The following is a 20,804-nucleotide window of genomic DNA, read 5'->3' as shown; positions in this document are numbered from 1 at the left end:
GCCCATGAATGCCGAAAAAACACCGGCCGCTCAGAATGTTGACCACGCTGAAATCGCCAAATTTGAAGCTGTCGCTTCACGCTGGTGGGATAAAGAGGGTGAGTTTAAACCCCTGCACCGTATTAACCCGCTGCGTCTGGGTTACATTGGCGAACATGCCGGCGGTCTGTTCGGTAAAAAGGTGCTTGATGTCGGCTGCGGCGGCGGTATCCTGGCGGAAAGCATGGCGCAGGAAGGCGCAACCGTGACTGGTCTGGATATGGGCTTTGAACCGCTGCAGGTCGCGCGTCTGCATGCGCTGGAATCCGGCGTGCAGGTCGATTATGTTCAGGAAACCGTCGAAGAACATGCCGCGAAACACGCACAGCAGTACGACGTAGTGACCTGCATGGAGATGCTGGAGCACGTCCCCGATCCGCAATCGGTGGTAAAAGCCTGTGCGCAGCTGGTTAAACCGGGCGGCCATGTCTTCTTCTCGACAATTAACCGCAATGGCAAATCCTGGCTGATGGCCGTCGTCGGCGCAGAATATGTGCTGCGCATGGTGCCGAAAGGCACGCATGATGTGAAGAAATTTATTAAACCTGCTGAACTATTAACCTGGATCGATGAGACGGTGCTTCAGGAACGTCATATCACCGGGCTGCATTATAATCCGCTGCTGAATAAATTTAGCTTAGGTCCGGGTGTTGATGTTAATTATATGTTACACACAACAGCAAAAAACGACTAAGCCATCAGTTAAAGTTATAAATATTGCGCAGTATCAAGCTGCGCATTTGCCTTTCCCGATGAAGAAATCAGCACTCGATCAAAAATTCATTTTTTTTTGCAAAACGTTGACATCCCCGCCAGGCCTTACAGCATGAGGACTTCGCCTTTATTACGCTTTCGCAACCTCAATTTAACCTCAAAATCAACTCTTGTACTGAAAAGAATCCTTACTAGAATAATCACCATATAGCGTTTTCCTTATCGCAAACCCCCTACATATAGTATTTATCCACAGAGTTAGTCACAGCGACGAACTGTGGATAATTGGGGGATACTTTTATTTCACGGACAGGTAATCACATGAATCAGAGTCTGCTGGTGACAAAACGTGATGGTGGCACTGAGCGCATCAATCTCGACAAAATCCATCGAGTGCTGGATTGGGCGGCAGAGGGGCTGAGTAACGTCTCTATCTCTCAGGTTGAACTGCGTTCACACATTCAGTTTTACGACGGGATCAAAACCTCCGACATCCACGAGACCATCATTAAGGCCGCAGCGGATTTAATCTCCCGCGATGCGCCGGACTACCAGTACCTGGCCGCGCGTCTGGCGATTTTCCACCTGCGTAAAAAAGCTTACGGTCAGTTTGAACCGCCAGCGCTGTACGACCACGTGAAAAAAATGATCGAACTGGGCAAATACGATCATCATCTGCTGGAAGACTACACGGAAGAAGAGTTCAAGCAGATGGACGGTTTTATCGATCACTGGCGTGATATGAACTTCTCCTACGCCGCCGTGAAGCAGCTGGAAGGGAAATACCTGGTACAGAACCGCGTGACCGGCGAAATCTACGAGAGCGCGCAGTTCCTCTATATTCTGGTTGCTGCCTGCCTGTTCTCGAACTACCCGCGTGAAACGCGTCTGGATTACGTGAAGCGTTTTTATGATGCGGTATCCACGTTCAAAATTTCGCTGCCGACACCGATCATGTCCGGCGTGCGCACCCCGACGCGTCAGTTCAGCTCTTGCGTACTGATTGAGTGCGGCGACAGCCTGGATTCCATCAACGCCACTTCCAGCGCGATTGTGAAATACGTTTCCCAGCGTGCCGGTATCGGCATCAACGCCGGTCGCATCCGTGCGCTGGGCAGCCCGATCCGTGGCGGTGAAGCGTTCCACACCGGCTGTATTCCGTTCTACAAACATTTCCAGACGGCGGTGAAATCCTGCTCGCAGGGCGGCGTACGCGGTGGCGCGGCTACCCTGTTCTACCCGATGTGGCACCTGGAAGTAGAAAGCCTGCTGGTACTGAAAAACAACCGCGGCGTGGAAGGTAACCGCGTGCGTCACATGGACTACGGCGTACAGATCAACAAACTGATGTACACCCGTCTGCTGAAAGGTGAAGAGATCACCCTGTTCAGCCCGTCCGACGTCCCGGGTTTGTACGACGCGTTCTTCGCCGATCAGGACGAGTTCGAGCGTCTGTACACGCAATATGAGAAAGACGACAGCATCCGTAAGCAGCGCATCAAAGCGGTTGAGCTGTTCTCGCTGATGATGCAGGAACGTGCTTCAACGGGCCGTATCTACATCCAGAACGTTGACCACTGCAACACGCACAGCCCGTTCGACCCGCAGGTCGCGCCGGTACGTCAATCCAACCTGTGCCTGGAAATCGCGCTGCCGACCAAGCCGCTGGATGACGTTAACGACGACAACGGTGAAATCGCCCTTTGTACGCTGTCTGCTTTCAACCTCGGCGCTATCAAAAACCTCGACGAGCTGGAAGAGCTGGCAACGCTTGCGGTGCGTGCTCTCGACGCGCTGCTGGATTACCAGGATTACCCAATCCCGGCTGCAAAACGTGGCGCCATGGGCCGTCGTACGCTGGGTATCGGTGTGATCAACTTTGCTTACTGGCTGGCGAAGAACGGCAAGCGTTACTCCGACGGCAGCGCCAATAACCTGACGCATCAGACCTTCGAAGCCATTCAGTACTGGCTGCTGAAAGCCTCTAACGAGCTGGCGAAAGAGCAAGGCGCATGCCCGTGGTTCAACGAAACCACCTATTCGCAGGGTATTTTGCCGATCGACACCTACAAGAAAGATCTCGACGGAATTACCAACGAGCCGCTGCATTACGACTGGGAAGCACTTCGCGAATCCATCAAAACGCACGGTCTGCGTAACTCCACGCTCTCCGCGCTGATGCCGTCTGAAACGTCATCGCAGATCTCCAACGCCACCAACGGTATCGAACCGCCGCGCGGCCACGTGAGCATCAAAGCGTCGAAAGATGGTATTCTGCGCCAGGTAGTGCCGGACTACGAAAAACTGAGCACCGCTTACGAGCTGCTGTGGGAAATGCCGAACAATGACGGCTACCTGCAACTGGTCGGCATTATGCAGAAGTTTATCGATCAGTCGATTTCGGCGAACACCAACTACGATCCGAGCCGTTTCCCGTCGGGCAAAGTGCCGATGCAGCAATTACTGAAAGACTTGCTCACCGCGTACAAATTTGGTGTGAAAACGCTGTACTATCAGAACACCCGCGATGGAGCGGAAGATGCCCAGGATGACCTGGTGCCTTCCATCCAGGACGATGGCTGCGAAAGCGGCGCATGTAAGATCTAACGAAGGGGCGGGGAAACCCGCCCTTTTATTTCGCAAGACAGGACACTTTCATGGCTTACACCACTTTTTCACAGACGAAAAACAATCAGCTACTGGAGCCGATGTTCTTTGGCCAGCCGGTTAACGTGGCGCGCTACGATCAGCAAAAATATGACATCTTTGAAAAGCTGATTGAAAAACAACTCTCCTTCTTCTGGCGTCCGGAAGAAGTGGATGTTTCCCGCGACCGTATCGATTTCCAGGCGCTGCCGGAACACGAAAAACATATTTTTATCAGCAATCTGAAATACCAGACGCTGCTGGATTCCATCCAGGGCCGCAGCCCGAACGTCGCGCTGCTGCCGCTGATCTCCATTCCGGAGCTGGAAACCTGGGTCGAGACGTGGGCGTTTTCCGAAACCATCCACTCGCGCTCTTACACCCACATCATCCGTAACATCGTTAACGATCCGGCGGTGGTGTTTGACGATATCGTCACCAACGAGCAGATCCTCAAGCGTGCGGAAGGCATCTCGCATTTCTATGATGACCTGATTGAGATGACCAGCTACTGGCATCTACTGGGCGAAGGCACACACACCGTGAACGGCAAAACCGTTACCGTGAACCTGCGCGAGCTGAAAAAGAAACTCTACCTGTGCCTGATGAGCGTAAATGCGCTGGAAGCGATTCGCTTCTATGTCAGCTTCGCCTGCTCCTTTGCCTTTGCCGAGCGCGAATTGATGGAAGGCAATGCCAAAATCATCCGCCTGATTGCCCGCGATGAAGCGCTGCACCTGACCGGCACTCAGCATATGCTGAACCTGCTGCGTTCTGGCGCTGACGATCCGGAAATGGCGGAGATTGCCGAAGAGTGCAAACAGGCGTGCTACGACCTGTTCGTGCAGGCGGCATTGCAGGAAAAAGAGTGGGCGGAATATCTGTTCCAGGGCGGTTCGATGATCGGCCTGAACAAAGACATTCTCTGCCAGTACGTCGAGTACATCACCAACATCCGCATGCAGGCGGTTGGCCTCGATCTGCCGTTCCAGACACGTTCAAATCCGATTCCGTGGATCAACACCTGGCTGGTTTCCGATAACGTGCAGGTGGCACCGCAGGAAGTGGAAGTCAGCTCCTACCTGGTCGGTCAGATCGATTCTGAAGTCGATACCGACGATCTGAGCAGCTTCCAGCTCTGATGAGCCGCGTAACGCTGCGCCTTTCCGGCACCGAGGTGCTGTGCCGGGATGAGCACCCTTCCCTGCTGGTGGCGCTTGAGTCACAGCAGGTGGAAGTTGAGTACCAGTGTCGCGCAGGCTACTGCGGTTCCTGCCGCTGCCGTCTGGTCGCAGGCCAGGTTGACTGGATTGCCGAGCCGCTGGCCTTCGTTAACGAAGGGGAAATTTTGCCCTGCTGCTGCCGGGCGAAAGGCGATATTGAGATTGAGATGTAAAAAAGGGCCATACGGCCCTTTTTTGTTGACGGCATTGCCTGAGAAACGGCAGCGCCATCTGGCGAAGCCGCTTTTCCTACTGCGGCTTATCTTTTAAAAACTGCACCGCTTTATCCGGGAAGTCAGTAAACAAGCCATCGACATCCGCCTGCCGGTACAGCACTTCATACAGTTGATTGACATCACTGACATACGGCGGAAGCTGATCGGCACGTACGGTAAACGGATGCACCTGCAAATGGTGTTCATGCGCCTCTTTGACCATCTGTGTTAGCTTCACGTTGCCTGGTGTGGAACCCTCAGCCACCAGCATATGGTAATCCGGGCCAATCCCGTCGGCATACTGCGCAATCTGCCGCATCGCGCCAGGTTGCAGCATCCAATCATAGTTGTAATTCACCCATTTACCATCCGGCTGTTTTTGCTGGGTTTCGTGCCATTTAGTGTAAGCAATCAGTTGCACCAGATTGAGATCCATCCCCATCTTCGGCTCCAGCTCATGTTTAATGCGCTTCAGCTCGTCGGCATCAAAACATTGCAGGTAGACTTTGTCTTTTTTGCTGGTGTAACCGTACTTTTTCAGTACTTCCAGCGTCTTCGCCGCAATATCTTTGCCTTCCTGATGGTGGAACCACGGTGCTTTGATTTCCGGGTAGATACCGATATTTTTGCCGGTGGAGTGGTTTAACCCCTGCACAAACTCAATCTCTTCGGCAAAGGTATGGATGCGGAATTCCGATTTGCCCATCGGGAAGCGTCCCGGAAAGAGCTGCACTTTCTTGCCGTTTTCCACATCAAAGCCTTCGGTAAACTTCAAAGAGCGTATTTCGTCGAGCGTAAAGTCGATGGCGTAAAAGCGGCCATCTTTACGGGCGCGCTGCGGAAAACGCTCCGCCACATCGGTCACGCGATCCAGATAGTGATCGTGGAGGACAACCAGCTGGTCGTCTTTGGTCATCACCAGATCCTGCTCGAGATAATCGGCGCCCTGCGCATAGGCCATCGCTTTCGCCGGTAATGTGTGCTCCGGCAGATAGCCGCTTGCGCCGCGATGGGCAATCACGATTTTCTCCGCCGCCAGCGCCTGGCTGGCAAATAAACCGGCCAGTAACAGGCCGGTTGTGATACGGGTAAAGGTGGTTTTCATCTGCACTCCCTTTTACTGGCGGCGCGCCAGTATCTCAGCATGGTGACGTTTTTCGCCCAGCATCACGATAATCAGCAACAAAACGGCGAGAATGCTGCCGCCGATCATCACCATAAAACCGCCATCCCAGCCGAAGAAGTCAACGGTATAACCGACAATGGCGCTGGCGGCGACAGAACCGCCGAGATAGCCAAACAACCCGGTAAAGCCGGCTGCCGTACCCGCTGCTTTTTTCGGTGCCAACTCCAGCGCATGCAGACCAATCAGCATTACCGGGCCATAAATCAGGAAGCCAATGACGATCATACAGACCATATCTACCGTCGGATTGCCCGCCGGGTTCAGCCAGTAAACAATAGTCGCGATCGTCACCAGCGTCATAAAGAACACGCCGGTCGCGCCGCGATTGCCACGGAACACTTTGTCCGACATCCAGCCGCAGAGCAGCGTGCCGGGAATACCCGCATACTCATAGAGAAAATAGGCCCACGAGGATTTATCCAGCGCGAAGTGCTTCACTTCTTTCAGGTAAGTTGGCGACCAATCGAGAATGCCGTAACGCAGCAGGTAAACGAACACGTTCGCCACGGCGATGTACCACAACAGCTTGTTCGGCAGGATGTACTGCATAAAAATCTGCTTCGCCGACAGCTCTTCTTCGTGCTTGTCGCTGTAATCATCCGGGTAATCGTTTTTATACTCTTCGATCGGCGGCAAACCGCAGGATTGCGGCGTATCACGCATCAGAGCAAAGGCGATAATCGCCACCAGAATCGCGCCAAAGGCTGGCATATACAGCGCGGCATGCCAGTCGTTAAACCAGGCCATCCCCAACAAAAACAGCAGTGGCGGAATGCCGCCGCCAACGTTATGCGCGCAGTTCCACACAGAAACAACGCCGCCGCGTTCCTTCTGCGACCACCAGTGCACCATCGTACGTCCGCACGGCGGCCACCCCATCCCCTGGAACCAGCCGCATAAAAAGAGCAGCACAAACATGATCATAATGCTGGAAGTGGCCCAGGGCACAAAGCCCATAAACAGCATCACGGCAGCAGCCAGGATCAGCCCGGCAGGCAGAAACACGCGCGGATTCGAACGATCCGATACCGAGCCCATGATGAATTTCGAAAAGCCGTAGGCAATCGAGATGCCCGACAGCGCAAACCCCAGATCGCCACGGGAGAACCCTTGTTCAACGAGGTACGGCATGGCCAGGGCAAAATTTTTACGCACCAGATAATAGGCAGCGTAACCAAAAAAAATGCCGAGGAAAATTTGCCAGCGCAGCCGCCGATAAAGCGGGTCGATTTGCGCGTCCGGCAGACGCGAAAGATGGGGGGCAGGTTTAAAAATATTCAACATAGCGGCCTCCGTGGCGCGGTAAGACTCATTTCGGGCAAGAATGAGTGAAAACGAACATTACGAAAGTTATTCGCGGCGGATTGTAGAGAAAGTTTTACGTAGAGAGAACGGGTTGTCGCAATAAATGTTACAGAAATATGACAAGAGTCTAATTTCACGCATGAAAGCGCGTTCGACTTTCGTTATTTGCTCGAATATGCGCGATATCAAACAAACCACACCCATAGTGTGGCTAAATGGTTGCATCTGAAAGTCGGCCACAGGGACGCGAAGATGCATAACTCTCCTGATTACGATGTGATTATTATTGGCGGCGGAGCCACCGGTGCCGGGATAGCCCGTGACTGCGCTCTGCGCGGATTGCGCGCGGTGCTGATCGAACGTCACGATATCGCCACCGGCGCAACCGGCCGCAACCACGGCCTGCTGCACAGCGGGGCGCGCTATGCGGTCACCGATAATGAATCTGCACGCGAATGTATTGCAGAAAACCAAATCCTCAAACGCATTGCCCGCCACTGCGTTGAACCCACCGATGGTCTGTTCATTACGCTGCCGGAAGATGATTTGGTCTATCAAAGCCAGTTTATCGATTGCTGCCAGCAGGCAGGCATTCCGGCGCAGGCGATCTCGCCGCAGGAAGCGCTGCGATTAGAACCGAGCGTTAATCCAACGCTGCTCGGCGCTGTACGCGTGCCGGATGGAACGGTGGATCCTTTCCGCCTGACCGCCAGCAATATGCTGGATGCGCGTGAACACGGCGCAAAAATCCTCACCGGTCACGAAGTATGCGGGTTGATTCGCCATGGCGATCGCGTGAGCGGCGTGAATCTCTGGCATCCTGCCAGCGGCGAAAATCTGCAACTTTACGCGCCGGTGGTGGTGAACGCTGCCGGGATCTGGGGCCAGCGCATCGCGGAATATGCCGAGCTGCGCATTCGCATGTTCCCGGCCAAAGGCGCGCTGTTAATTCTCGATCACCGCATCAATCAGCGGGTCATTAACCGTTGCCGCAAACCCGCCGATGCCGATATTCTGGTGCCTGGCGACACCATTTCGCTGATCGGCACCACCTCTACGCACATTGATTACGCCGATATCGATAACGTCCGCGTGACGCCGGAAGAGGTGGATATCCTGCTGCGCGAAGGGGAAAAACTGGCGCCGGTAATGGCGCAAACGCGCATTCTGCGCGCCTATGCGGGCGTACGTCCGTTGGTAGCCAGCGATGACGATCCGAGCGGTCGCAATGTCAGCCGCGGCATTGTGCTGCTGGATCACGCGCAGCGCGACGGACTTGATGGGTTTATCACCATTACTGGCGGCAAACTGATGACCTACCGCCTGATGGCCGAATGGGCAACGGACGCGGTCTGCCAAAAACTGAATCACAGCGCGGCCTGCACCACTGCGTCCACACCGCTGCCTGGATCACGGGAATCAACCGAGCAGACGCTGAAAAAAATCATCTCACTGCCAACGCCGCTGCGCGGTTCTGCGGTTTATCGTCACGGCGATCGTACACCCAACTGGCTTGGCAGCGATCGCCACAACCGCAGCCTGGTCTGCGAATGTGAAGCCGTGACCGCGGGCGAAGTGCAGTACGCGGTGGAAAACCTGAATGTCCATTCGCTGCTCGATTTGCGCCGCCGCACGCGCGTCGGCATGGGCACCTGCCAGGGGGAATTGTGCGCCTGTCGTGCCGCCGGGCTGTTAAACCGTCTGCATATTACCAGCGAAACCGAATCGCTCAGCCAGTTGCGTGATTTCCTTAATGAACGCTGGAAAGGCGTGAAGCCGGTGGCCTGGGGCGATGCCCTGCGCGAAAGCGAGTTCACTCGTTGGGTTTACCAGGGATTATGTGGTCTGGAAAAGGAGGCAGAAGATGAGATTTGATACGGTCATCATCGGCGGCGGTCTGGCAGGACTGCTGTGCGGAATTCGCCTGAGCGAAAGCGGGCAGCGCTGCGCGATTATCAGCCGGGGCCAGAGTGCGCTAAGTTTCTCTTCCGGCTCGCTGGATCTGCTCTCTTTTCTGCCGGACGGACAACCGGTTACCGACATCAACAGCGCCATTGCTGTGCTTGAGCAACACTATGGCGCGCATCCTTACGCGCTGCTGGGCGCGAAAGCGGTGCGTCACTACGCGCAGCAGGCGCAAACCCTGCTCGCCGACTGTAATCTGGCGTTGCAGGGAGAGATTGATACGCCGCATCACCGCGTGACGCCGCTGGGCACGTTTCGCCGCGCCTGGCTTAGCCCGCAGGAAGTACCACGCAAAACAGAGGCGCAACAGCGAACTGCGGTGGTCGGCATTAGTGGCTTTCTTGATTTTCAGCCGCAACTGGCCGCAGGCGCGCTGCGTAAACGCGGCATCGATGCCCATGCCGAAGAGATTGAACTGCCAGCGCTGGACAGGCTGCGCGACAACCCCAGCGAGTTCCGCGCGGTGAATATTGCCCGCCTGCTGGATGCGCCGGAGCACTATAACGAACTGTATGACGCGCTGCTTCCGCTCAGCCAGCAATACGGGATGCTCTGGCTGCCCGCCTGCTTCGGCCTGACGGACAACCGCGTCTTTAGCCAATTGAATAAACAATTAGCCTGCCCGCTGCGCCTGCTGCCGACGCTGCCGCCATCCGTACCGGGAATGCGCATGCAGCTATTATTGCAGCAGCGTTTTATTCAACAAGGCGGGAGCTGGATGCCGGGCGATGATGTGTTGCGTGCCGACATCAGCAACCACCATGTCACACAGCTGTGGACCCGTAAGCACGAGGACATTCCGCTGCGCGCGCGCCACGTCGTGCTGGCCAGCGGCAGCTTCTTCAGCAATGGCCTGATCGCCGGGCGCGATCGCGTGCGGGAGGCGGTTTTTGATCTGGATGTCATGCAGAGCGACAAGCGCAGCGACTGGTATCGCGACGATGTGTTTGACAGCCAGCCATGGCAGCAATTCGGCGTCCGGACCGACACGCAACTGCGCGGCCTGCGCCAGGGCACTGTCGTGGAGAATCTTTATGTTATTGGTTCGGTGCTGGGCGGGTTCGATGCGGTCGCTCAGGGATGCGGCGGCGGCGTTTGCGCCGTAACGGCGCTGCATGCCGCGCAGCAGATCATTGCACAAGGAGGCGAACAATGAACAGCACACAGTTCGAAAGCTGCATTAAATGCACCGCATGCACCACCGCATGCCCGGTTAGCCGGGTCAACCCCAATTATCCCGGTCCGAAACAGGCCGGTCCCGATGGCGAACGGCTGCGTCTGAAAGATGCCGCGCTGTATGACGATGCGCTGAAGTATTGCACCAACTGTAAACGCTGTGAAACTGCCTGCCCTTCCGGGGTGAAAATTGGCGACATTATTCAGCGTGCCCGCGTCCAGTACGCGGCAAAACCGTTCTCGCTGCGTAATGCCATCCTCAGCCATACGGATTTAATGGGCTCGCTGTCAACGCCCGTTGCTCCGCTCGTCAACACCGCGACGGCGTTAAAGCCGGTACGTCAGTTGCTTGATAAAACGCTGAAAATCGATCACCACCGTACGCTGCCGAAATACTCTCACGGCACGTTTCGCCGCTGGTATCGTAGCATCGCCGCACAACAGCGAGCATTTCCTCAACAGGTAGCGTTTTTTCACGGCTGCTATGTCAATTACAACCATCCGCAGTTAGGCAAAGATCTGATCCGTCTGCTGAACGACATGGGGATTGGCGTGCAGTTATTACAGCGGGAGAAGTGTTGCGGCGTGCCGCTGATTGCCAATGGCTTCTTCGCAAAAGCGAAAAAACAGGCGCAATTCAATGTGCAATCGCTGACGCAGGCCATTGGCCAGCAAGGCTTACCGGTGATCGCCACCTCTTCTACCTGCGCTTTCACCCTGCGCGATGAGTATCCGCATCTGCTGGATGTGGATAACAGCCAGGTGCGTTCGCATATCGATCTGGCGACGCGCTGGATCTGGCGCATGCTGGATGAAGGGAAAAAGCTGACGCTGCGTGAGACACCGCTGAAGGTGGTCTATCATACCCCGTGTCATCTGGAAAAAATGGGCTGGACGCACTACACGCTGGAGCTGCTACGACGCATTCCGGGGCTCGAACTGACGGTGCTGGATTCCCGCTGCTGCGGTATCGCTGGCACGTACGGTTTTAAAAGCGAGAACTACACAACTTCGCAGGCCATCGGCGCGCCGCTGTTTGCCCAGATTGAGGCCAGCGGCGCCGACCTGGTGGTGACGGATTGCGAAACCTGTAAGTGGCAGATTGAGATGTCCACCAGCAAGCGCTGCGAACATCCCATCACTCTGCTGGCGCAAGCATTAGGGTAACGGCAATCCGTTACCCTTGCTTTCGGGATTACACCGACAGAGTTTCGACAACATTGATCCAGCCGTGATCGCTGGCCAGATCTTTACCTTCCAGCCAGCGGCGCAGGATATTGAGCGCCATCATCGCGCACACTTCCTGACGCACGACCAGATCGTGGCGATTGGTGTTGAATTTCACCCGCAGCGCCTGCGTCCCTTCCGGCGTGGCAAGCGCAAAATTGAGGTGATCCTCTTCCAGGCCAGTGACGGTCAGCGCCAGCCCGGCAAGATGCCGGTTGCGCAGTTCGGTCGTCCAGCGCGCACTTTGCGCCAGTGCTTCTGCCTGCGACGGCAACACTTCGCTGGCTAACAGCGGCGCACCGACCCGGGAAAGTTGCAGCGCGACCAGCCCACCGGTGAACTGTTCGCTCAGGGTCAGGCTAAGCTGGCGCTCGCGCAACCGCGTGGCAAGCAGCGCCGGTAAGCCGACGGTGCCTTCAAAAATCAGGCTCTCACCGGCGACACGTTTCACTTGCGGCCATACGGCTTCCATCGCCGCACGGTGCTCCGCCGGACCGGTCAGTTTCAGTTCAATAATCGGCATTGATGAGCGGTAACCCATCACCACGCCTTCAGGTAATTCGAGGTGCGCCAGGCTTTGCGCCAGATCGCTTTCCGAGCGGCCAAAGGTGGTCAGACGCAGACAAATCGGCGGCTCCGGCAGCGTAAAACGCGCGCGCAGACGCGGCAGGATTTCGTGCTCGACCATCACCCTGAACTCAGAGGGCACGCCGGGGGTAAAGAACATCAAACAGCGGTTGAGCTGAACAGCAAAGCCGCACGCGGTGCCGACCGGGTTATCCACCAGCTCCGCGCTGGCCGGGATTTCCGCCTGTTTGCGGTTGCTGGGCGCCATCACGCGGCCGCGTTCACTGAAAAAACGCTCCATTTGCGCCAGCCAGGCTTCGTGCAGCACCAGCTCTTCACCTTTAGCCGTCGCCGCCGCCAGCGCACTCAGATCGTCGCTGGTTGGCCCAAGACCGCCGTTCACAATCAGCACATCCGCGTGTTCGCTGCGTTCACGCAGAATGGCAACCAGATCATTGAGATTATCGCCGACGGTGTTGCGGCGCGTTAACGGCAGTCCCTGATTAAAGAAAAAGTCCGCCAGCCATGCCGCGTTGGTATCTACAATCTGACCATGCAGCACTTCATCGCCGGTGGACAGCATCTCCACGTTTAACATTGTTATCTCCAGCAATCGAGGTTGAAACACTATAACGCATGTGCGGGATAAAAAAGGCAATAAACTGGCGCGGACGAACGCCGCGCCGGAGGAATCAGAAGCTGGCGCTTACGCCGACATACGGGCCATCGGCCACGGCGTTATCGCGATGACCTTCTTTACCGGTCATATCGATATAGCGATAACCGGCTTCAACGGTCAGCGGGCGCATAATGGTGTAACGTGCCCCGGCGTTCGCTTCCTGGTACTCTTTCACACCGCTGGAGAGCGAATCCGGCGAGTAGTAATATTCGCCAAACAGGCTGAAGCTGCTGGCGATTTTCCATTGCAGACCGCCGCCGACCGCGATGGCGTAACCGTCGCTGCCGGAATCCGGGCTGATGTAAAGGCCTTTACCGCCGACCGTTGCCAGGAACGGCCCCAGCGGAAGGTTATAGCCCAGCCCCAGACCAGCGACTTCACCATCATCTTCGCTGTGTGCCCAGTTGCCGGTTACGGCAATACCGCTGGTTTCAGTACCAAACCCGAAACCCAGGTTGCTGTAATCTTTACCAACCTGACCATTTAAACTCACAGCCTGCGCACAGGCAGATGCCAGCAGCAGACTGGCTAACCCTAATAAAGCCACTTTTTTCATTTTTGATATCCGCACATTTCAAGCCAATTTCCCAAAGCTGCTGATTATATGCTTATTTTTCTTTTCGCATAATGGATAAAAAAGGGATGATGCGCCAGGCCGCGCACTTTCTCTGTGCCGCGGTGTGCGATAACGTTGCGCAGACTTTTCCTTATCATCACGGATTTTTCCAGCATCGCTCGGCAATACGTAACGCTTCCTGCCGTATGCCCTGGTCCCTGAGAAACTGCGCAATGTTGATTATGCTGATCGCACCGTGCCATTAACGGCGGCATTCGCCCACTGAAGCACCGCGCGCCGCGAGATTTTGATCCCGCCAGTTTTCAGCTCAGCCGGCATCGCCATCCAGTGCAGCGGCTGCTGAAAACGAGCCAGTTTATCGCTCACCCAGGCTGACAGCGCAGCCGCATCAACGCCGCCTTCACACTCCACCACCGCCACCGGACGCTGGCCGAACTCGGCATCATCAACTGGCACAACCATAACCTGCTGAACCTGGGGATGACGGGCGATCACGCGTTCCACCTCTTCCGGCTGAATCCCTTCCCCGCCGCTGAAGAAAAGGTTATCCAGCCGGCCACGAATAGTGAGGCAACCGCCGTGGAGCATCCCGCGATCGCGGGTGGCAAACCAGCCTTCACTGTTCACCAGCGGCAGAAGCTCGCCGTCGCGCCAGTACCCTGACGCCATGCTCTCCGCCCGGAGCCAGACCTCTTCATCAACAATTTTCACTTCGCGTCCTGGCAGGGCGTAACCGACATCCGGCGCGCCATCAGCTTCTTTGGCGCAGACCGTCGAGGCAAACTCTGTCAGACCATAGCCGCAAAAGCAGCGAATACCGCGCTCATGCGCCTGCTGCGTCAGCGCCACCGGGATTGCCGCGCCACCCAGCAGGACCGCTTTCAACGATACCGATGCGTTGTCGTTGAGTAAGCGCCACAGTTGCGTCGGCACCAGCGAAGCATGCGTGCAACCGGCCAGCGCCTGTGCCAAAGGTAATGCAGGCTGGACGGCGATCCGCGCCCCGGCCAGCAGCCAGCGCCACAAAATCCCCTGCCCGGAGACGTGAAACAGCGGCAGCGACAGCAGCCAGTCGTCATTGTCAGCATAGGGAATCAACGCCAGCACACCCTGGGCGCTGGCGAGGTGAGCATGAAACGTGTGAACGGCCGCTTTCGGCAGGCCGGTGGAGCCGGAAGTCAAGGTCATCGACGCCAGACGCTGCGGCTGCCACGCCACGGCATGCTCGCCAGCGAGTTCATCAAGCGCCAGCGCGTCCAGAGCAGGCCAGTCGCCGCCAGCATCTAAATCCAGCGCAAAGCGCAACGTCAGTTGCGGCAAGAGCGCATCCAGCAGCACGGCGGGCAGTTGCGGGTTCACCGGCAAGACGCGTGCGCCGCACTGCAACAGTGCCAGCCACGCCAGCAGCGTATCCGGATGATTACGCGCCCGCAGCATCACGCCATCACCGGCGTTCACCCCCTGGCGCGCAAAACCGCTCGCCAGCGCATCAATACGTGCGCACAGTTCGCGCCAGTTCAGTGTCTGTTGTTCAAGGCGGGCCGCAATCTGATCGCCGCGAACCTGCCGCCAGTGCCGCCAGGGCCAGTCCGTAAAGATCATAGTAGTGGTTCCAGTACCTCTGTCTGTAAACAGGGTAAATCGCTCTCTGGCCAGCGGCGCAGGAGCTGGCACTGCATCAGTTGTAAGGTATCCAGCCCGGGAATGGTGCCCGGCGTCAGCCAGGCGGCAATACGCGCGAGCTGCGTCAGGCCAAGGCTGGATTCAATGGATGAACTGATCACCACCGTCAGCCCGAGCGCTTTTGCTGCCGCAACCTGCTGCTGCACCCGCTGCAAACTGCCGGTCAGCGTGGGTTTAACCACCACCGCGCCCAATCCTTGCTGCGGCGTAAGCTGAAAACCCTCATCGCGCAGGCTTTCATCCCAGGCGATAGTGATTCCGCTTTCGCGGGCAAAGGCCAGCGACTCTGCGGCGGTTTTGCACGGCTCTTCGAGAAAGGCAATACGTGAGCGATATTCCGGGCTTATATATTTGGCAAACTGCTGTGCTTTCAGCGGTGTCCAGGCGCGGTTGGCGTCCAGACGCAGGCGTAAATCGGGGATCGACTCCAGCAGCAGGTTAACCACCATGCCATCGCGCACCGCTTCATATAAACCAACCTTCACTTTCGCCACTTTTTCACCCGGTAAAGCGGCCAGCGCAGCAAACAGCTCGTCCGGATCGCCAGTGCACAGCATGGCGGCGCGATAGTCCCCCTGTTGCGGTAACTCGCCGTGCAGTTCCGCCAGCGCGCAGCTCAGACCAAATGCCACTGACGGCTGCTCGGGCAACGATAATGTTTTATCTTCACGCCAGCCATGTAGCCAGTTGATGGTCGCCTGTTGCGCCTCGTCCAGCGTTTCATGGCTAAAGCCCGGTAGCGGGGAGATCTCTCCCCACCCTTCGCGCCCGTCGGCCTGTAAATGGACAAATAAGCCGTCGCGGGTTTTCAGGCGCCGCTCACGCAGCACGACACCCGCATCGAGCGGAATTTGCCAGCGGTAAAGTTGCGCCTGTCGCATTATGGGTTCCGTTTGAATTTGCTGAAATCGGGCTGACGTTTCTGGTTAAAGGCGTTGCGCCCTTCCTGACCCTCTTCGGTCATATAGAACAACATGGTGGCATTACCCGCCAGCTCTTGCAGACCCGCCTGACCATCGCAGTCAGCATTCAGCGCCGCTTTCAGGCAACGCAGCGCCATCGGGCTGTTTTGCAGCATTTCACGGCACCAGCGCACGGTCTCTTTCTCCAGATCCGCTACCGGCACCACCGTGTTCACCAGCCCCATATCCAGCGCCTGTTGCGCGTCGTATTGACGGCAAAGGAACCAGATCTCGCGGGCTTTTTTCTGCCCGACGATGCGTGCCATATAAGACGCGCCCCAGCCGCCATCAAAAGAGCCGACTTTCGGGCCAGTCTGACCGAAAATGGCATTCTCTGCCGCAATGGTCAGATCGCACATCATGTGCAGCACATGGCCGCCGCCAATGGAATAGCCAGCCACCATCGCCACTACCGGTTTCGGGCAGGTACGGATCTGGCGCTGGAAATCGAGTACGTTGAGATGATGCACGCCGGAGTCATCCTGGTAACCGCCGTAATCGCCGCGCACTTTCTGATCGCCGCCCGAGCAAAATGCTTTATCGCCTTCGCCGGTCAGAATGATAACGCCTATGCTGTCGTCATAACGCGCATCGGCCAGCGCCTGGATCATCTCTTTCACCGTCAGCGGACGGAATGCATTGCGCACCTGCGGACGGTTGATGGTGATTTTAGCAATCCCGTCGGCAGACTTCTGGTAACGAATGTCGGTGTAGCCTTCGGAACAGTCACGCCACTCAACCGGCGCGTAAAGCATGGTTTCATCTGGATAGATCATAGTGTGTCCTTTATTTCAAGACGCAGAATTCGCGCCAGGGTGTCAGCAACGGCCGCAGGATTTTCCCGGTGCGCGTTGTGCCCGGCGGCAGGAATGGCGTGACAGTGGCCGGTAACTTGCGTCGCCAGCGTCTGAAACTTACTGTCGTATTCACCGTATAAATAATGAACAGGAATGGAAAGCGCCTGTAATATGCTGCGAAGATCGGGCTGCAGCGCCAGCGATGTCGCTTCCAGCATGGCGGCAAGCGTTGCGCCATTGTTCTGGCTGCGCAATGCGACCAGCGCCGCACGCTGCGGCTCGCTGAGCGAGGCAAAAACCGGCTGCCGGTACCAGGCATCAAAGACGGCCTCCAGCGGCTGTTGACGAAAACGCGTCGCCCATTGTCGGTCCGATGCCAGACGTTCGCGGCGGCTGGTTTCATCAGACAACCCCGGATGCCCACCTTCCACCACGACACCGCACAAACCGGCAGGATGCTGGCAGGCGTGATACAGCGAAATTCGCCCGCCCAGCGAATAGCCCACCAGCCAGTAATTTTGTATGTTGTAACGAACAAGCGTTGCCCGCAGCAGCGCTTCCATCTCATCGAACGAGGTCACAGAAAGGTCGGCGGAACCGCCATGCCCGGGCAGATCGAGCAAAAGCCGGGGGAATGCAGTCAGCGTTTCACTGACCGCTTGCCACTCGCGGTTATCGCCGGAAAAACCGTGCAAAAAGACCAGCCACGGTTGCGGCCTGTTAGCGGAGATAACGCGCCCGTGCAGCGTCACAACTGGCTCACCTGCGCCAGCAGCATTTGCAATGTCTGCGCGCCATCTGTGTCGTTGACCACCAGTTCAATCAGCGTAGCGCCCGGTTTGCGCCAGGCACCGGATAACGCCAGCTCCAGCGCTTCCCAGCTTTCCGGACGATGGTAATCAAGACCGAACATTGCTGCCGCATGGTCAAAATGCACGTTCTGCGGCATCAGATAGAACTGCTCGCGCTCGGCGGGCGGCGTCGGCAACAGAGAAAAGATTTGCCCGCCGTTGTTGTTCACGACCAGCAGGACAAAAGGCGCGGACACCTGGCGCAGTAACGCCAGCGCATTCAGATCGTAGAGGGCAGAAAGATCGCCAACCATTGCCAGCGTCGGGCGGGCACTGGCGCGCTGCACGCCTGCTGAAGTCGATATCAAACCGTCGATGCCGCTGGCGCCGCGGTTGCTGAATACCGGATAACCCGCCGGGATCTGCCCGAGCGCATCCACCAGCCGAACTACCAGACTGTTGCCGAGAAAAAGCTGCCCCTGTTCCGGTAAATAATCAGCAATGCGGTGCGCAAGCTGCGCTTCGCCAAAGGTTTCACGCTGCGCCGCGACCCTGTCCCAAGCCTGTGCGGAGAGCTGTGGGAGTTCTACGCACCAGGGCGCGCGCGGCTCCGCCGGATGTAACGCCAGCCAACTGGCGACGTCCGAAACCAGCCGACGTCCGCGATGGTGCGCCGGATCCAGCCGCCCCTGTAGATTATCAATCAGCCAGTATTCTTGCGGTTCGCAGGTCGCCTGCCACTGGAGTAGCCGTTTACTGGTCAGGCTGCTGCCAAACTGCAACACAATTTGCGCCTGCGCCAGTTCTTCTGTCGCACGGCTGTTGCCGAGCCACAGATCGGCGCACGGTAACGGCTGGCCGGTCTGGGATAAAACATCGCCGATTAATGGCCAGCCAAGCGTTTTCGCCCATTCGGCCAGCAGCTTGCCTTCGCTCGCACTCATACGACCGGCCACAATGACGCCGCGTTTTTGCCGCCAGAAAAACCAGTCCTGCTGCTTTTCGCTACTGACTTTGTTCGGTGTTTGCAGCCACGGTTTATCATCCTGCCACCAGTCGCCCAGCGCCAGTTGCCAGGCAAGACCGCTTTCATCCATTTCGCCATACAGAGGTTCAGCGAACGGACAGTTAATGTGTACCGCTCCGCCATGCAGCGAGCCGAGCACGTTATCAATAGCCGACACCAGCCAGCGGGCCGGGATATCCTGCGACGGGCGCGGCAACGCGAGCGATTCTGTGGGATGCGAGGCGAACATCCCAGGCTGACGAATAGCCTGGTTTGCCCCACAATCAATCAGCTCGGGTGGACGATCGGCGGTGAGCAGCACCAGCTTTTCGCCGGTCAGACCGGCTTCGATCAGCGCAGGATAGAGATTTGCCACCGCCGTACCGGACGTCACGATAACCGCGACGGGCTCTTTGCTCGCTTTCGCCAGCCCCAGCGCAAGGTGGCCTAAACCCCGCTCATCAAAGTGCGTATGGTGAATAAAAGCGCTATTTTCCGCTGCCGCCAGCGTTAAGGGGGTGGAACGCGATCCGGGGGCAATACAAACATGCCTGACGCCATGACGAGTAAGGGCCTCAAGGATCACCGTCGCCCAGCGTCGGTTAAATGAACTGATTGACATGAGTTTGTCCGGTATCAATATTGCTGTTCAGTATAAATAATCAGAAAAAATCGAATCTTGATATGAATCGGTTATGCGTGCGTAAGTTCTAATAAAGATCGCAGGCCCGCCGCTTTATTATCGATTTCCTGCCACTCTTGCCCGGCGTCCGAGCCAGGCACAATGCCGGCTCCGGCATACAGCCGAACGGTACTGCCGCTGACTTTTGCTGAACGTAGCGCGACGCAGAATTCACTCTGCTGACGGGATAAATATCCCGCCGAACCGGCATACCATTCACGGGCGAACGGTTCGTGGCGCTGGATAAAGTCCCACGCGGCGCGGCGCGGTAACCCGGCGACAGCGGCTGTCGGCTGCAACAGTTGCAGGCATAATGCGTCGTCGGGCGTTTGTAAATCGCTCCAGATACAACGCCGAAGGTGCTGAACATTGCGCAGCCTGACGACCTGCGGCGGCAGCACATCAAGCGCCGCCATCTGCTGTTGCAAACGCTGGCAGATATCTTCCACCACCAGCATATTTTCCCGCTGATTTTTATCGTCGCCCATCAGCCAGTCGGCCAGGCGCTGCGCCTGCAGATCGTCGTCATGGCCGGCCACCGTTCCGGCCAGCGCTTCGGTACGCAGTGCATTACCGCGTCGCCGCCACAGGCGCTCTGGCGAAGATCCTAAAAAGGCATTCTGCGCATCAAAGGCCATCATAAAGTGGAAGCAGTGATAGTTAACGCGGCGGCTGGCAGCCATCAGCGAAGCCGCATCCACGGCATTGGCATAGGAGTAATCAGTTGCTCTGGCGAGTACTACTTTATCCAGCGCGGCGCTTTCCAGCGTACCCAGCGCCTGCGCGATCAGGCTGTTCCAGGCATCACGCTCCGGGTAGTGGCGCTGCGCAAGACATGGCTGCTGTTTCAGGTTGGCAAGCGGGGTGAAAGGCGAAAGCGCCTGTAAAAACTCAGCCGCGCGCTTAGCGTCGTCATACAGCGAGGTCTCGCTGTAGAGGTAAAGCCGTAACATCGCCCTTCCGCCTTCGCGACGCCACTCAAGGCGCGGCAAAAACAGCGATCCCTGCGAAGGATCAAAGGCATTCAGCCCCCAGATACGAACATCTTCTGGCAAGGCGTGTAAAAATTGTTGGGCGAGAGGTAACGATGAGAAGCGGCAGAGCGCGCCAAGCGCAGCCGTCTCCTCGTCGCCGCTACGCTGCTGCCAGTAAAATTGCGGCCAGACCGCCTGACTGGCGAGCCATGCCAGCGGATCGAAAGCGTCGTTTAACGGGAAAGGTGCATCAAAAAAGTGAAAACCAGGCGACCGCGGAAACTCTTCGGTCAGGTGGCGATACAGGTCGCCAAGCGCAGAGGAAATGGAAAGCACGCGAACCCCTCCCTGTTAAAAACCACATAGTATACGGGGTACTAAACGTAATAA

General features: G+C 57.0%; 17 protein-coding genes. 7 read left to right on the top strand and 10 right to left on the bottom strand.

Annotated features, from left to right (window positions below; genetic code table 11):
• Positions 1 to 4: 4 nt before the first annotated feature.
• From ubiG to yfaE, 4 genes are all read left to right on the top strand, one after another.
• Complete coding sequence (ubiG, locus tag AWR26_RS08325; RefSeq protein WP_043952924.1) at positions 5 to 733, top strand: bifunctional 2-polyprenyl-6-hydroxyphenol methylase/3-demethylubiquinol 3-O-methyltransferase UbiG; 729 nt, start codon at positions 5 to 7, stop codon at positions 731 to 733.
• A 341-nt stretch (positions 734 to 1,074) separates the two neighbouring features.
• The gene (gene nrdA, locus AWR26_RS08320) at positions 1,075 to 3,360 is read left to right on the top strand and encodes a class 1a ribonucleoside-diphosphate reductase subunit alpha (RefSeq protein WP_064564909.1); all 2,286 of its coding nucleotides are present in this window, start codon (positions 1,075 to 1,077) and stop codon (positions 3,358 to 3,360) included.
• Positions 3,361 to 3,410: 50 nt separating this feature from the next.
• Positions 3,411 to 4,541: a class Ia ribonucleoside-diphosphate reductase subunit beta gene (gene nrdB, locus AWR26_RS08315; protein WP_064564907.1), complete on the top strand. Its 1,131-nt coding sequence runs from the start codon at positions 3,411 to 3,413 to the stop codon at positions 4,539 to 4,541.
• Entirely contained in the window at positions 4,541 to 4,795 is a 255-nt protein-coding gene (gene yfaE, locus AWR26_RS08310; protein ID WP_007371119.1) for a class I ribonucleotide reductase maintenance protein YfaE, read from the top strand. The genes nrdB and yfaE overlap by 1 nt, the downstream gene beginning before the upstream one ends.
• A gap of 76 nt (positions 4,796 to 4,871) precedes the next feature.
• Here the strand turns inward: yfaE and glpQ are convergent, their stop codons facing one another.
• Entirely contained in the window at positions 4,872 to 5,942 is a 1,071-nt protein-coding gene (glpQ, locus tag AWR26_RS08305) for a glycerophosphodiester phosphodiesterase (RefSeq protein ID WP_064564905.1), read from the bottom strand.
• A 12-nt stretch (positions 5,943 to 5,954) separates the two neighbouring features.
• Positions 5,955 to 7,307 (bottom strand): glycerol-3-phosphate transporter, encoded by a 1,353-nt coding sequence (gene glpT / locus AWR26_RS08300; RefSeq protein WP_064564903.1) that lies wholly within the window; start codon positions 7,305 to 7,307, stop codon positions 5,955 to 5,957.
• 273 nt (positions 7,308 to 7,580) lie between these two features.
• On the opposite strand from glpT, the gene glpA reads away from it, so the two are divergent.
• The 3 genes from glpA to glpC are packed head-to-tail and all read left to right on the top strand — an operon-like array spanning position 7,581 to position 11,636.
• Complete coding sequence (glpA, locus tag AWR26_RS08295) at positions 7,581 to 9,203, top strand: anaerobic glycerol-3-phosphate dehydrogenase subunit A (RefSeq protein WP_064564899.1); 1,623 nt, start codon at positions 7,581 to 7,583, stop codon at positions 9,201 to 9,203.
• Positions 9,193 to 10,449, top strand: a complete 1,257-nt coding sequence (gene glpB / locus AWR26_RS08290) for a glycerol-3-phosphate dehydrogenase subunit GlpB (protein ID WP_064564897.1) — start codon at positions 9,193 to 9,195, stop codon at positions 10,447 to 10,449. Before glpA ends, glpB begins: the two co-directional genes overlap by 11 nt.
• On the top strand, positions 10,446 to 11,636 hold the full coding sequence (glpC, locus tag AWR26_RS08285; RefSeq protein WP_064564895.1) for an anaerobic glycerol-3-phosphate dehydrogenase subunit GlpC: 1,191 nt from the start codon (positions 10,446 to 10,448) through the stop codon (positions 11,634 to 11,636). The genes glpB and glpC overlap by 4 nt, the downstream gene beginning before the upstream one ends.
• A gap of 28 nt (positions 11,637 to 11,664) precedes the next feature.
• Here glpC and AWR26_RS08280 read toward each other — a convergent pair whose 3' ends face one another.
• The 8 genes from AWR26_RS08280 to menF all read right to left on the bottom strand — a co-directional run bounded on the left by AWR26_RS08280 (position 11,665) and on the right by menF (position 20,750).
• Positions 11,665 to 12,861 carry a nicotinamide mononucleotide deamidase-related protein YfaY gene (locus tag AWR26_RS08280; RefSeq protein WP_064564893.1) on the bottom strand — a complete coding sequence of 399 codons (1,197 nt, stop codon included), beginning with the start codon at positions 12,859 to 12,861 and terminating at the stop codon, positions 11,665 to 11,667.
• Positions 12,862 to 12,955: 94 nt separating this feature from the next.
• Positions 12,956 to 13,498 carry a YfaZ family outer membrane protein gene (locus AWR26_RS08275; RefSeq protein WP_064564891.1) on the bottom strand — a complete coding sequence of 181 codons (543 nt, stop codon included), beginning with the start codon at positions 13,496 to 13,498 and terminating at the stop codon, positions 12,956 to 12,958.
• 240 nt (positions 13,499 to 13,738) lie between these two features.
• Positions 13,739 to 15,121, bottom strand: coding sequence for an o-succinylbenzoate--CoA ligase (menE, locus tag AWR26_RS08270; RefSeq protein WP_064564889.1), 1,383 nt, complete (start codon positions 15,119 to 15,121; stop codon positions 13,739 to 13,741).
• Positions 15,118 to 16,083 (bottom strand): o-succinylbenzoate synthase, encoded by a 966-nt coding sequence (gene menC, locus AWR26_RS08265; protein ID WP_064564887.1) that lies wholly within the window; start codon positions 16,081 to 16,083, stop codon positions 15,118 to 15,120. The genes menE and menC overlap by 4 nt, the downstream gene beginning before the upstream one ends.
• On the bottom strand, positions 16,083 to 16,940 hold the full coding sequence (menB, locus tag AWR26_RS08260) for a 1,4-dihydroxy-2-naphthoyl-CoA synthase (protein ID WP_064564885.1): 858 nt from the start codon (positions 16,938 to 16,940) through the stop codon (positions 16,083 to 16,085). Before menB ends, menC begins: the two co-directional genes overlap by 1 nt.
• On the bottom strand, positions 16,937 to 17,713 hold the full coding sequence (gene menH / locus AWR26_RS08255; RefSeq protein ID WP_064564883.1) for a 2-succinyl-6-hydroxy-2,4-cyclohexadiene-1-carboxylate synthase: 777 nt from the start codon (positions 17,711 to 17,713) through the stop codon (positions 16,937 to 16,939). The genes menB and menH overlap by 4 nt, the downstream gene beginning before the upstream one ends.
• Positions 17,710 to 19,380, bottom strand: coding sequence for a 2-succinyl-5-enolpyruvyl-6-hydroxy-3-cyclohexene-1-carboxylic-acid synthase (gene menD / locus AWR26_RS08250; RefSeq protein ID WP_064564882.1), 1,671 nt, complete (start codon positions 19,378 to 19,380; stop codon positions 17,710 to 17,712). Before menD ends, menH begins: the two co-directional genes overlap by 4 nt.
• Before the next feature lie 71 nt (positions 19,381 to 19,451).
• Positions 19,452 to 20,750 (bottom strand): isochorismate synthase MenF, encoded by a 1,299-nt coding sequence (menF, locus tag AWR26_RS08245; RefSeq protein WP_064564879.1) that lies wholly within the window; start codon positions 20,748 to 20,750, stop codon positions 19,452 to 19,454.
• Between the last annotated feature and the right edge of the window lie 54 nt (positions 20,751 to 20,804).

It is taken from the genome of Kosakonia oryzae (assembly GCF_001658025.2).
GTDB lineage: Bacteria > Pseudomonadota > Gammaproteobacteria > Enterobacterales > Enterobacteriaceae > Kosakonia > Kosakonia oryzae.
This window is presented reverse-complemented; position numbering and strand designations above follow the sequence as displayed.